Source organism: Terrisporobacter mayombei (assembly GCF_020748465.1).
GTDB classification, from domain to species: domain Bacteria; phylum Bacillota; class Clostridia; order Peptostreptococcales; family Peptostreptococcaceae; genus Terrisporobacter; species Terrisporobacter mayombei.
Genome location: NZ_JAHZMP010000001.1, coordinates 1,263,654 through 1,276,916, shown reverse-complemented (window position 1 = coordinate 1,276,916; position 13,263 = coordinate 1,263,654). Strand labels below are relative to the sequence as shown.

General features: G+C 28.6%; 16 protein-coding genes and 2 riboswitches. Of the genes, 13 read left to right on the top strand and 3 right to left on the bottom strand.

Annotation, left to right across the window (positions count from 1 at the left end; translation table 11 throughout):
• Positions 1-27: 27 nt before the first annotated feature.
• On the bottom strand, positions 28-612 hold the full coding sequence (yfcE, locus tag K0039_RS06170) for a phosphodiesterase (RefSeq protein WP_228104144.1): 585 nt from the start codon (positions 610-612) through the stop codon (positions 28-30).
• Between the two features lie 18 nt (positions 613-630).
• Complete coding sequence (locus tag K0039_RS06165) at positions 631-1,431, bottom strand: NAD(+)/NADH kinase (protein ID WP_228104143.1); 801 nt, start codon at positions 1,429-1,431, stop codon at positions 631-633.
• Positions 1,432-1,660: 229 nt separating this feature from the next.
• Between K0039_RS06165 and K0039_RS06160 the strand changes: the two genes are divergently transcribed.
• The 9 genes from K0039_RS06160 to K0039_RS06120 all read left to right on the top strand — a co-directional run bounded on the left by K0039_RS06160 (position 1,661) and on the right by K0039_RS06120 (position 10,341).
• Positions 1,661-2,158 carry a YbaK/EbsC family protein gene (locus K0039_RS06160; protein WP_228104142.1) on the top strand — a complete coding sequence of 166 codons (498 nt, stop codon included), beginning with the start codon at positions 1,661-1,663 and terminating at the stop codon, positions 2,156-2,158.
• Between the two features lie 115 nt (positions 2,159-2,273).
• Positions 2,274-3,176, top strand: a complete 903-nt coding sequence (locus K0039_RS06155; RefSeq protein WP_228104141.1) for an RluA family pseudouridine synthase — start codon at positions 2,274-2,276, stop codon at positions 3,174-3,176.
• 23 nt (positions 3,177-3,199) lie between these two features.
• On the top strand, positions 3,200-4,213 hold the full coding sequence (locus K0039_RS06150; protein WP_228104140.1) for a nucleoid-associated protein: 1,014 nt from the start codon (positions 3,200-3,202) through the stop codon (positions 4,211-4,213).
• Positions 4,214-4,282: 69 nt separating this feature from the next.
• Positions 4,283-4,458: riboswitch (cobalamin riboswitch) on the top strand.
• Between the two features lie 113 nt (positions 4,459-4,571).
• Complete coding sequence (locus K0039_RS06145; RefSeq protein ID WP_228104139.1) at positions 4,572-5,480, top strand: ABC transporter substrate-binding protein; 909 nt, start codon at positions 4,572-4,574, stop codon at positions 5,478-5,480.
• On the top strand, positions 5,464-6,486 hold the full coding sequence (locus tag K0039_RS06140) for a FecCD family ABC transporter permease (RefSeq protein WP_228104138.1): 1,023 nt from the start codon (positions 5,464-5,466) through the stop codon (positions 6,484-6,486). Before K0039_RS06145 ends, K0039_RS06140 begins: the two co-directional genes overlap by 17 nt.
• A gap of 6 nt (positions 6,487-6,492) precedes the next feature.
• Complete coding sequence (locus K0039_RS06135) at positions 6,493-7,248, top strand: ABC transporter ATP-binding protein (RefSeq protein ID WP_228104137.1); 756 nt, start codon at positions 6,493-6,495, stop codon at positions 7,246-7,248.
• 83 nt (positions 7,249-7,331) lie between these two features.
• Positions 7,332-7,512, top strand: a riboswitch (cobalamin riboswitch).
• A gap of 146 nt (positions 7,513-7,658) precedes the next feature.
• Positions 7,659-8,567 (top strand): ABC transporter substrate-binding protein, encoded by a 909-nt coding sequence (locus K0039_RS06130; protein WP_228104136.1) that lies wholly within the window; start codon positions 7,659-7,661, stop codon positions 8,565-8,567.
• The gene (locus K0039_RS06125; RefSeq protein ID WP_228104135.1) at positions 8,557-9,579 is read left to right on the top strand and encodes a FecCD family ABC transporter permease; all 1,023 of its coding nucleotides are present in this window, start codon (positions 8,557-8,559) and stop codon (positions 9,577-9,579) included. Before K0039_RS06130 ends, K0039_RS06125 begins: the two co-directional genes overlap by 11 nt.
• A 6-nt stretch (positions 9,580-9,585) precedes the next feature.
• The gene (locus tag K0039_RS06120; protein WP_228104134.1) at positions 9,586-10,341 is read left to right on the top strand and encodes an ABC transporter ATP-binding protein; all 756 of its coding nucleotides are present in this window, start codon (positions 9,586-9,588) and stop codon (positions 10,339-10,341) included.
• A 42-nt stretch (positions 10,342-10,383) separates the two neighbouring features.
• Here the strand turns inward: K0039_RS06120 and acpP are convergent, their stop codons facing one another.
• A complete protein-coding gene (gene acpP / locus K0039_RS06115; protein WP_228104133.1) occupies positions 10,384-10,608 on the bottom strand; it encodes an acyl carrier protein in 225 nt (74 codons plus the stop codon).
• A 142-nt stretch (positions 10,609-10,750) separates the two neighbouring features.
• On the opposite strand from acpP, the gene K0039_RS06110 reads away from it, so the two are divergent.
• From K0039_RS06110 to K0039_RS06095, 4 genes are all read left to right on the top strand, one after another.
• On the top strand, positions 10,751-11,194 hold the full coding sequence (locus tag K0039_RS06110) for a hypothetical protein (protein WP_228104132.1): 444 nt from the start codon (positions 10,751-10,753) through the stop codon (positions 11,192-11,194).
• Between the two features lie 34 nt (positions 11,195-11,228).
• On the top strand, positions 11,229-11,435 hold the full coding sequence (locus K0039_RS06105; protein WP_074914310.1) for a hypothetical protein: 207 nt from the start codon (positions 11,229-11,231) through the stop codon (positions 11,433-11,435).
• Between the two features lie 589 nt (positions 11,436-12,024).
• A complete protein-coding gene (locus K0039_RS06100; RefSeq protein ID WP_228104131.1) occupies positions 12,025-12,741 on the top strand; it encodes a GDSL-type esterase/lipase family protein in 717 nt (238 codons plus the stop codon).
• A 14-nt stretch (positions 12,742-12,755) separates the two neighbouring features.
• Complete coding sequence (locus tag K0039_RS06095; RefSeq protein ID WP_228104130.1) at positions 12,756-13,229, top strand: DUF4358 domain-containing protein; 474 nt, start codon at positions 12,756-12,758, stop codon at positions 13,227-13,229.
• Positions 13,230-13,263: the final 34 nt, after the last annotated feature.

Here is a 13,263-nt window from a genome sequence, read left to right as displayed (position 1 = left end):
AAAGGCTAACTTCAAAGTTAGCCTTTTTTATTCGCAATCAGAATTATCGATTTCAATTATTTCTTTTGTATTTATATCTATTAGATTAATTTCTAATTCAAATTCATCTTCCATGTTGTCATCATTTAATATTTCTATTGTTGCCACAGAATGAGTACCATCTTTTGGTATAGCAGTACTACCTGGATTTAGAATTATAATATCTCTATCTACAGATAATTCTTTTACATGAGTATGACCTTGAATAAGTATATCTACACCTAATTCTCTAGCTTTACTTATTATATCTTCTCTTGATGATTGATACCCGTGATCCATAAGTACACTGATGTTATCTATTTTTTTATGTACAAAAGGAGATTCAATTGGATGCTTTATAACCATTTGATCCACATCAGCATCACAGTTACCTCTAGCTATTGTAATATTTTCTAATTTATTTACTATTTCTATTACAGCTTTTGGGTTATATCCCTCAGGAAGATCATTTCTAGGTCCATGGTACAATACATCACCAAGATGAAGTAATATATCACAGTCTGACAATGTATCCAATGCTTTTTCTAAGTAAGGTAAACTTCCATGAGTGTCACTAAGTACTCCAATTTTCATATTCTTTCCTCCTATAATTTATAAGAATTTCTCACACACCCTACTCCAAAACTCATAATTTGATGTTCTAAGGAGTTTGATTTTTCTATCTGATATGGAAAGACTTATATTATCTATTTCTTTAAAATTATACTCTAAACCATCTACCACGACTAGGGTAGAATTTTCAAATTCACATTCCGGAGATACATTAACAACGGAATCATGTGAACATATTATGCTTGATGTGAAACATCTATAAGCATTTGTGTTTATTGGTGATATGGGTGCAACTTGAATAACGTTTAAACTGGTGTCAACAATACTACCACCTACGGCATAATTATAAGCAGTAGAACCAGCAGATGTTGATATTATTAAACCATCTCCACTAAAGTTCTGTACACGCTTATTGTTTATATCTAATTTTAGATGAATAGCTCTGGATTTATCGCCCTTAACAACAGCTTCATTTATGCCAAAAATATTAAAACATCCATCGCAAGTAGTAACTTTAGTTTGAAGAAGAGGCAATTCTTGAGTTACATAATCTTCTTGCAAATAAGATTGAATAAAAGCGTCTATATCCTTTGGAGTTATATCTGGAAAAAAACCTAAATGCCCAGTATTAATTCCTACTAAAGGTATGCTTGGAAGATTATAATCTCGAATAGTTTGCAAAAAACAACCATCTCCACCTATAGATATTATTAATTCTGATTTAGGGTTATATTCATAGTCAACATAAAATCCAACTTCAATTAATTTTTTATGTAAAATATCTCTAGTCTCAAGAGATTTTTGTACTTTATTAGAATTTATTGTTATAATTCTCCCCATTTTTTCACCTCATTTATTAGTTGTATTATATCAAATATATGTAAATTAAGGAAATATTCTCCGACATAAAAACATGTTGTAATGTAAATATTTATACAAAAAGAGATAAAAACCTCTATTTATTTTAATAATTTAAAAAATATGGAATTTTATTCTTTAAATAATTTTATATGATATACTTATTTTGGGAATAATTATAGGGAAATGTTGTAAATGGAGGTGTAAAATTATGTCGGTAGAAAAAGTTAGAGAATTTTTTAAAGAGTACAATAAAGATAATGATATTATGGAACATGAGTTATCTTCAGCGACAGTTGAATTGGCAGCAGAGGCAGTGGGAGTTATTCCAGCTAGAATTGCAAAGACACTTTCCTTTAAAAATAAAGAAGGTGACAATGCCATATTAATTGTAACAGCAGGTGATGCTAAAATTGACAATAAGAAATTTAAAAGCGAATTTGGACATAAAGCTAAAATGTTGACACCAGAGGAAGTATTAGAATACATAGGTCATGGTATAGGCGGTGTATGCCCTTTTGCCATTAAAGATAATCAAGTAAAAGTATACTTAGATGTTTCTATGAAGAGATTTGACACAATTTTCCCAGCAGCAGGAAGTAGCAATTCATCCATAGAACTAACTTGTGATGAGCTAGTAAGATTTTCTCATTCAGAGAATTGGATAGATGTTTGCAAAGGATATGAAGAAATGGAAGAAGTAAAATAAACTTTATTAAATATTATAAAATCACACAAATTATGGTGTGATTTTTTTCTTTTACTTATATAAATATATGAAATTATGGTAAGATAAATAATATTAAGTAAAAGTAGGTGAGCATATGTTTAGAAAAGAAGATCAAAAATATAATATTATTTCATATATAAATGAAGATGAAAATTTAACTTTAAAAGAAGTATTATTAGATAAGCTAAACTTTTCAGTAAGATCTTTATCGAAAATGAAAAGATATAAAACTGTAAAAGTAAATAATAAATATATTAGACCAGCAGATAAAATAAACAAAGGTGATTTAATTGAAGTTAAAATTGAAGAAGATATGGCAGATTTTAAGCCACAAGATTTAAAATTACCTATTTTATATGATGATTTTGATATAATAATGGTAAATAAACCACCATTTATGGTAGTACATCCAACAAAGAGCCACTTTGAAGATACTATTGCCAATGGTGTCACACATTATATAGTTGAAAAAGATGAAAATGTAAAAATAAGATTTGTAAACAGACTTGATATGAACACATCAGGCTTAGTTATAGTGGCGAAAAATCCTTATGCTCAATTTGTTTTATCATCAGATATGAAAGAAGATAACGTTGAGAAAATGTATATAGCTGTAGTAAAAGGTGTGGTTAAAGAAGATTTTGGAACTATAAATGAGCCAATATATAGACCTGATGATAGTATAAAGAGGATTGTTCATGAAGATGGGCAGCCATCAGTAACACATTTTGAAGTAGTACAAAGATTAAAAGATGCTACAGTTTTAAAACTAAAACTAGAAACAGGAAGAACTCATCAAATACGAGTTCATTTAAATCATATAGGTCATGGAATTATAGGTGATGAGTTATACGGATATGTGGATGAAAACTTAATTAATAGGCAAGCATTGCATGCTTTTAGTTTAAAGTTTAAACAACCAAGAACTAGAGAAGACTTAGAGTTTAATGCACCACTTCCAAAAGATATGGAAGAATTAATAGAAAAATTAAAATAAAAAATTCATGGAGGTTATTAGATATGGTTATACATAAGTATATTATTCATGTTCTTGATAGAAATAGTGAAGGCCCAATATTAAACGATTTTGAAGGAAAAAACAATATAGAGGTAGATAAGTTTTTCGAAAAAATAATTAATAGAGCAATAAAAGATGACGATTTAAGAAAGGCAGTATTTAAAGATTATAATGATAATATAATAAAAAATTGTTGTGAGCAAATAATCTATGATGATGATACTTTCGTTCATAATTCAAAAGAAATAGCTTCATATTTATTTGATATAATGAAAAAGTATGAAGATATAGACTCATGTGACTTGGCAATGTGTTTATATAGTGTGAAAGATGAAAAATATGTGGGAATAGTAAAATTAGATTATAAGAAACTATACACTCACTCTATAGAATTATTAGATGAAAAATTCAATATACAAATAATAAGCAATGAAATAGGAATTCCAGACACAGGAAGACAAAAACAATGTGCATTAGTTGGAATTAATGGAATAAATGATGAATTCCATTTAAGATTATTAGATAAAGATTCAGAAAAAGAAGAAGATCCGGAAAAAAAATCAAGATTTATTACTGAGTTTTTAAACGCCGAAAAAGTTACAGATGATAAGTTTAATACAAAAACTTTTAAAAATACTGCAGACAACTGGATAACAAATGCTATGGGTAATAATATTAAAAAAGCAGAAGATGTGAGAAGTCTATTAAACTACACTTTAAAGGAAAAAGAAGAAGTAGATATAGAACAATTTGTGGAAAAATCAATAGATGATGAGAACTTAAAGGAAAGTTTCAAAGAGTTAATGGTAGACAGAGGAATTGAAACTAATTTTAATATAGACAAAAAATGGGTTGAGAAAAAACTTAAGAAAAGAAGTATAAAAACAGACAATGGATTTGATATAAAAGGGAATCTTGTGGATTTTGAAGATCCTATGAAATATAGTGTTAGACAAAATGAAGATGGCACAGTTGATATAATAATAAAAAATGTAAGTTTTTATGAAGAGAAATAATTAAAATACCAATATTAGTTTTTAAATTTATAAAAACTAACTTTTAATATGCTACAATATATTAAGAAACAATTTTATATAAATTTAGGTTCTTAAAGATTAATAGGGAAAGAGGTGAAATTCCTCTACAGCCCCCGTTACTGTAATGTGGACGAAACTCAAAATACCACTGTGATTAAAACCATGGGAAGGTGAGGAGTAGATTGATACTAAGTCAGGAAACCTGCCTAAATTAAAAAGTAAATTTCTTCGGGGTGAAGGAAGTATCTTAAAAGACATGTGATGTCAAAATACAGATATAGGAGCCTAGCCTTATGGTTAGGCTTTTTTTATTCTAAATTTAATGGGGGAAAAACTTATGAAGAAAAAATTATTACCATTGTTATTATGCTTAATAATGCTTTTTACAGTAGCATGTAGTAACAATAAAGAGAAGACTGTAACAGACAGAGAAGGAAATGAAGTTAATATACCGACGAATATTGAAAAAATAGTATCTACAGCACCTTCTAATACAGAAATATTAGCAGGCTTAGGTGTAGGGGATAAAATTGTATGTATGGACACATATTCAGAAGGTATAGAAGGTGTAAATAAAGATGCAAAGAAAATGGATTTTACTTCACCAGATGCAGAGGCAATAATTGAATTAGAGCCGGATATTGTTATAGCTTCAGGTTATAATAAAGCAGGGTCTTCAGATGATCCATTCAAATCTCTTAGCGATGTGGGAATACCTGTAGTTTACATACCTAGCAGTGATAGTATAGATGGAATTTACAAAGATATAGAGTTTATTGCTTCTATAGTTGATAAAAAAGATAAAGGTGAAGAAATAGTTTCTAATATGAAAAGTGAAATAGAAAAAATAGCTAAAGTTGGAAAAACTATAAAAGATAAAAAGAAAGTATATGTTGAAATAGGTCCAGCACCTAGTTTATATAGTATTGGTAACTCAACATTTTTAAATGAAATGATTGAACTTATAGGAGCAGAAAATATATTTAAAGATCAAAAATCATGGATATCACCTAGTGAAGAATCTGTAATAGATGCCAACCCAGATGTAATATTAACTACAGTTAATTATGTAAAAAATCCAGAAAAAGAAATAAAATCTCGTGATGGATGGGAAAATATTAAGGCTGTGAAAAATAATGAAGTTTATTATATTGATGCAGATTCATCTTCTCGCCCAACTCAAAATATAATAAAAGCTTTAAAGGAAATGGCTAAAGCCGTATACCCAGATGAATATAAAAAATAGAAAAAAGATAGTCATAAGTATAATTATATTACTTGCAATTATTTGGTTAGGAACATCCATAGGAAGTTCTGATATAAGTATATTTGACACATTGTCTATAATAGGTAATAAAACTTTAAATTTACCTTTATCAGAAAATGTTACATCAAAAGATATTTCTATAATATGGAAGCTTAGATTACCAAGAGTATTATTAGCATTTTTAGTTGGAGGTTGTTTAGCAACTAGTGGAGCAGTAGTTCAATCCATACTAAAAAATGAATTGGCATCACCATATACTTTAGGAGTATCTTCAGGAGCTTCTTTGGGAGCGGGAATTATAATAGTTACAGGAATATCAATACCTTTAATAGGTGGGTTTACATTACCATTTATAGGATTTATTTTTGGATTAATTACCATGTTTTCTGTGATTGTGTTTTCAACAAAAATAGATAAGACTATGTCAAATAATACAGTGGTTCTTGTAGGTATGGTTTTATCCTTATTTGTAAATGCATTACTAACTACTTTGACGGCATTTTTTAGTAATGATTTAAAAAGTATAGCTCTTTGGCAAATGGGTAGTTTTGCCATGAGAGGATGGACTTACGTAGGATTAATATTGCCATTTTTCTTAGTTGGAATGTTAGGTGTATTTAAGTATACAAAAGAAATGGATATTCTCACATTTGGAGAAGAACAAGCCAAGGCTGTAGGTGTGGACACATATAAGGTAAAGAGAAAATTATTTGTTTACTGTGCAATATTAACAGGTGGATCTGTAGCACTTAGTGGGACTATTGGATTCGTGGATTTAATTGCGCCTCATGTAGTAAGAAAGGCCTTTGGTTCAAATCATAAATATGTTATACCTATGTCATTTTTATTTGGAGGAGGACTAATGGTAATAGCAGACTTAATCTCCAGAACATTGTTTGCACCAATAGAATTGCCAGTGGGGGCAGTTACAGCTTTAATAGGCGCACCATTTTTTGCCTATGTATATTTTAAAAAAGGAAGTTGATATTAAATGTTAGAAGTTAAAAACCTTTATTGTGGTTATGATGGAAAAGATATAATTAAGAATATCAGTTTTAATGTAAAAAATGGAGAAAACCTATGTATAGTTGGTCCTAATGGATGTGGCAAAAGTACATTATTAAAATCTATAGCTAATATTATTGATTATAAAGGAAGTATAAAAATAGATAATAAAGAATCATTTATGCTTAGTAGAGTGGAATTAGCAAAAAAAGTTGGGCTTATGAGCCAAATATCTCAATTATATTTTCCATATACTGTTTATGATACTGTATCTCTGGGAAGATATGCTTATTCAAAGGGAGCTTTTTCAAAGCTCTCTTATGAAGATAAACAAATAATTGTAGATAGCATGAATAAAGTAGGCGTATATGATCTTAAAGATAAGATGATTACAGAATTATCAGGAGGTCAATTACAAAGAGTATTTTTAGCCAGAGTATTTGCACAAGATCCAGATATAATTTTACTAGATGAGCCAACAAATCATCTTGATTTTAAAAATCAAATAGATCTTTTGGAAAATCTTAATGAATGGGTAAGAAATAACAATAAAATTGTAATAGGTGTACTACATGATTTAAATCTAGTACAATATTTTGCAGACAAAGTACTTATGATTAAAGATGGAGAAGAAGTTTCTTACGGAACACCAGAAAATGTTTTAAAAGACAAATTATTAAATGATATTTATGGAATGGATATAAAGAATTTTATGGTGAATATTTTACAAAAATGGGCTTAATTTTAGATGAAAAATGAAATTATACAAAATAAAAAAAATTGAATAAATTACAAAATATGTTATAATAAAAAAATGAAAAAATTGAATACATGAGATTTTAAGGTTCTATTTACAATAGATTAAAAGGGAAAGAGGTGTGATTCCTCTACAGCCCCCGTTACTGTAATGTGAACGAAACTCATTAATCCACTGTGGTATAACCATGGGAAGGTGAGGAGTAGAATGAAGCTAAGTCAGGAGACCTGCCTAAAATCATAAAGTAGTTTCTTCGGGGTGAAGAAAATATTACATTATGAAACATTATGTTTTGACTTTTAATATAACAAAGCATTTATGTTTAAAATCTATGTATATATTTGCCTAACCTTTTGGTTAGGCTTTTTTTATGACAATTTATAGGAGGAAAAGACATGAAGAAAAAATTATTAGCAATTATAACAAGTTTTGTATTAATGTTTGCTGTAGGATGTAGCAGCAACAAAGAGACAACTGTAACTGACAGAGAAGGAAATGAAGTCAAAGTACCAACCAAATTGGAAAAAATAATAACGACAGCACCATCTAATACAGAAGTTTTAGTAGGCCTTGGTTTAGCAAACAAATTAGTTGCAGTAGATAATTATTCAGAAGGAATAGAAGGATTAAATAAAGATATTCCTAAAATGGATATGAATAAACCAGATGCGGAAGCAATAATAGCGCTAGAGCCAGATATAATAATAGCATCAGGATATAACAAAATAGGTTCTGCAGAAGATCCATACAAAGCAATAGTGGAAGCTGGTATACCAGTAGTTTATATACCAAGTAGTGATAGTATAGAAGGAATATACAAAGATATAGAATTTATAGCCTCCTTAGTAAATGAAGATAAAAAAGGTGAAGAGATAATCACTGATATGAAAGAAAAAATATCTAAGTATGAAGAGTTAGGTAAAACTATTAAAGGTAAAAAGAAAGTATACTTTGAAATAGGTCCAGCACCGAATCTATTTACTTTTGGTCACAGTACATTTTTAAATGAGATGGTTGAAGTAATCGGAGCAGAAAATGTGTTTAAAAATGAAAAAAGTTGGTTTGCTCCGACAGAAGAAGCAATATTAGATGCTAATCCAGATGTAATATTAACAAACGTTAATTATGTAAAAAATCCAACAAAAGAAATATCATCACGTAATGGATGGGAAAATATAAAAGCAATTAAAGATGGAGATGTCTACTATATAGATTCAAACTCATCTGCTCGTGGGAACCAAAATATAATAAAAGCTTTAGATGAAATGGCTAAGGCTATATATCCAGATGTATATGGAAAATAAAAATAGAAAGAAAATATTATTAAGTGTATTAATTGCATTTTTTATTATAAGTATGGGAGCTTCCAATGGAAGTTCCCATATTAGCATTTTAGATACTATATCAATTATATTAAATAAAATTTTCAATTTACCACTTAATGAAAGCATAACATCTCCACAAATATCTATAGTTTGGAAAATAAGATTACCAAGGGTATTATTAGCATTTATAGTTGGAGGATGTCTAGCTGTAAGTGGTGCTGTAATTCAGTCTGTATTAAAAAATGAGCTGGCATCACCATATACATTAGGTGTATCTTCAGGAGCGTCTCTTGGTGCAGGATTAGTAATAGTTTCAGGTATATCAATACCATTTTTACAAGGGTTTACCCTACCTTTAGTAGGATTTATTTCAGGTTTAGCTACTGTATTTATAGTTATAACCTTTGCATCTAAAATAGATAAAACCATGTCAAACAATACAATTATTTTAGCAGGAATGGTATTTTCTTTATTTGTAAATGCTTTGTTAACTACATTGATAGCATTTTTTACTGAGGATTTAGAAAGTATTGCACTATGGCAGATGGGCAGTTTTGCCATGAAGAGCTGGTCATATGTTGTTCTTATTACACCTTTCTTTATTATAGGAATGTTAGGAGTTCTTAGATTTACAAAGGAAATGGATATACTTACTTTTGGCGAAGAGCAAGCTAAATTAGTTGGAGTTGATACACAAAAAGCGAAAATAAAGTTATTTGTGTATTGTGCTGTTTTGACTGGAGGTTCAGTAGCTTTAAGTGGAATTATAGGATTTGTTGATTTAATTGCACCTCATATTGTAAGGAAAATATTTGGTTCAAATCATAAATATGTGGTTCCTATGTCATTTTTATTTGGTGGATGCTTGATGGTTGTAACGGACTTAATAGCCAGAACTGTATTTTCACCAATAGAACTACCTGTTGGGGCAGTAACAGCTTTAATAGGAGCACCATTCTTTGCTCATATATATTTTAAAAAAGCTAGGTGATATTAAATGTTAGAAGTAGAAAATTTATATACAGGGTATGATAAAAAAGAAATAATTAAAAATATTAATTTTAAAGTAAAAAGAGGAGAGAATCTTTGTATTGTGGGACCAAATGGATGTGGTAAGAGTACACTTTTAAAATCCATTGCCAATATTCTTGAATACAAAGGTAATGTAAAAATAGATGGTAAGGAAGTAAGTGAGATTAACAGATTGGAGCTTGCTAAAAAGATAGGTTTGATGAGTCAAATAACTCAACTATATTTTCCTTATACTGTTTATGATACTGTATCACTAGGAAGATATGCCTATTCAAAAGGCGCATTTGTCAGATTATCTTCCAAAGATACTGAAATAATAATTGATAGTATGAAAAAAGTTGGCATATATGAATTAAAAGATAAGATGATTACTGAATTGTCAGGTGGGCAGCTTCAAAGAGTTTTTTTAGCAAGAGTATTTGCTCAAAACCCAGATGTAATTTTACTTGATGAGCCTACTAATCACTTAGACTTTAAGCATCAAATAGAGTTATTGGAGAATCTAGATGATTGGGTAAAAAACAATAATAAAATAGTTGTTGGTGTATTACATGATTTAAATTTAGTTCAATACTTTGCTGATAAAGTACTTATACTTAAAGATGGAAAAGAAGTTGAATATGGATTGCCTGAAGAAGTATTTAGTGGATCTACATTAAATAAAGTTTATGAAATGGATATAAAAGATTTCATGAAAAATATTTTACAAAAATGGGCTTAGACATATGGAAAAGGGATGTTCGATGAACATCCCTTTTATGTATTAGCGATTTTCTATATATCCTACTATGTCTCCTATAGTTTTGAAGTTCTCAGCGTCTTCGTCTGGTATTTCTATATCAAACCCTTCTTCTAAAGCCATTATAACTTCAACAGCGTCTAAAGAATCAGCATCTAGATCTTCTTTAAGAGATGTTTCCATAGATAATCCATCCTTACCATCTAAACCTAGTTGTTCAACTATTATATCTCTAATTTTTTCAAACATTGTAACCTCCAACATAATTTAAAATTTAATTGTAGTTTAATATAATATGGTCAATTTTTCAATATATAATCAAAAAAAGTCCTAAAGTTTTAAAATAATGAATATAAATTTAATATAGATAATAACTTTAGGAGGAAGAGTAATGAAAAACATAGGATTATTATTATCGTCAATTACAGCTTTTTTTATAATTCTTGGTTGTCTATTTTATAACTCATTGCTTATAGATATGAATAAAATAAAAGATTATGTTACTGAGAGTAATGCTATCTTGCAAGAAGTTATGGAAAATAAGGGTAAAGTTGATGATAAAAAAGGGGAATATATATCTAGATTAATGAAGATAAAAAAGGGAATGGAAAATTCACATACTTCTTTTTTATTTGACAAATATAAAGTAATCAAAACTTCAGCTATAGAATTACTAATAGATATGATAAGTGAGGATAATGAAGAAGATAGAGAGGAATGCTTAAAATTAGTATTTAAAGCAAATAATGAAAGCCAAGATGAGCTGGATACGCTGATGAATAAAAACTTTATTGAAGTAACTTATTTGTGTTTGAAAACATATATTAGTATATAGTAAGATAACCATTTGACTTTAAGGGGGGAGTGACATGGCGAAGTTAGAGGATACTTTATCAAGATTTTTTGGCGGGGACGATTGTGGATTTAATGGAGGACTATTAATAGTAATAGCTATCGTATTTTTACTTTTAGCTACGAACATATTTGATGATATATTTGATGATGACAGTATATGGATTTGGGTGATTTTAATTATATTACTATTATTCAACTTCGATGATAATTGCTGTTGCTAATTAAAAGAAAATTAATAACCTATTTTAGATATGAATTTAATTTGTATCTAAAATGGGTTATTTTTTATTTATAAGGAAATTGTGAGTTATTTTACTTGTGGATAATTCATGTAATATATATTAAAAAAAGTTTTAAAAAAATTGAAATTTTAGATATCAAAGTTGTAACAAAAAGTATATTGAATGAGGTAGATACTTTGTTTTATACTTAATGTGGCAATAAAGTTATATATGAAAACACTAATTATAATAAAAATATATTTAGTATTATTAAATATAAGAGATATGACTTATAAAAAAAGAATAACATTAGTTTTGATTATAAATAGTCTTGTATTGAACATTTAATAGATAACACTTGATATTAATACACCTCCAGAAAAATATTATGAATTTAGATTACATATTTTGTTCCTGTCGAAAAAAGCATTATTTTGTAAATTTTACCTATTAATAATTGTTTTTTATGTAATATTATAATGTTATAATAATATTTGTAAGAAAACTAAGTTAACAGCAAGGGGGAATTATCATTAAAAAGAGAGTATGGGCGATTTCAGCAATATCACTAGCAGCCGTAGTAGGCCTGATGAATTTTAGTGACAGTATTAACGCTCTTAATAACCAAAAAAAAATAGAAGAGGCACAAGTTACCAAAGGAATTGAAAAAATAAAAGAATTAGAAAAAAAAGATGTATCACAATCAGAAGAAAAAATTAACCTTGTGCAATCTAGTTTGCAAGGAGTTAACATAAATCAAGAAAATAATAATGAAAAAATTAATCTTATAGATAAATTCTCAAGCTCTGTTATATTGGGAGATTCTAGAGCAGAATCCATAGTGTCTTATGGAATTTTAGATAGTTCACCAGTAGTTGCCTATAAAGGAAGGAACCTTATAAGTGCACAAAAAGAAGGAGATATAAATAAAGCTATTAATTTGGCTCCAACAAATACTTTCTTAACTTATGGATTAAATGATGTGCAAGTATATGGCAATATTTCAGATTTTATAAAGGAATATGAAAAAGTAATAAAAGATATTCAAAGTAAATTACCAAATACAAAAATTTATGTAAACTCAATATTTCCAGTTAATAATAAAGCAGTAAGTAAATCTCCAGCCTTAAAAAATGTACCATTGTTTAATGCAGCTATCGTAAATATGTGTAATGAATTAGGTGTTACTTATATAGATACCTCATCAATAGTGGATGAAAGCTCATATGAGAGCGATGGAATACATTTCAAACCTGGATTTAATAAAAGATGGGTTGAGTTGTTAGTGCAAAAGGCTAACTTGTAAGGAAGGAGACAGAGATGAAAATCAATTTAAAAAAGAAGTTGCTAATGACTACACTTTTAATAACTACTGTAATTACAGCTGGTTGTGGAGTTAATAAAGAGAAAAGTGTGGACCAAATAGAAACTGAGATGAAACAGGAAGTAAAGTTTGACAAAATGAAAAAAGGAGACAGTAAATCTCTTAAACGTTTTTATAAATTAAATGCCAATGATTACGATGGTGTAATTTTATATACACCAGAGTCGACAATGGATGTAAGTGAAGTATTAATAGTGAAGGTAAAAGATAAATTTCAAATTGAATCCTTAGAAGATAGTATTGATTCAAGAGTTAACTATCAGCTACAAAGTTTTTCGGGATATGGTCCAGAGCAATGTGCTTTAGTTGATAATTATGAATTAAAATCAGAGGGAAATTTTGTGTTTTTTGCTATCTCTGAAAATGCCCAGCAAATAGAAGAAGCATTTTTAGATAGTATTAAGCAGTAGCATTTCAGAGGAGGCGATTAAAATAGTATTCAGT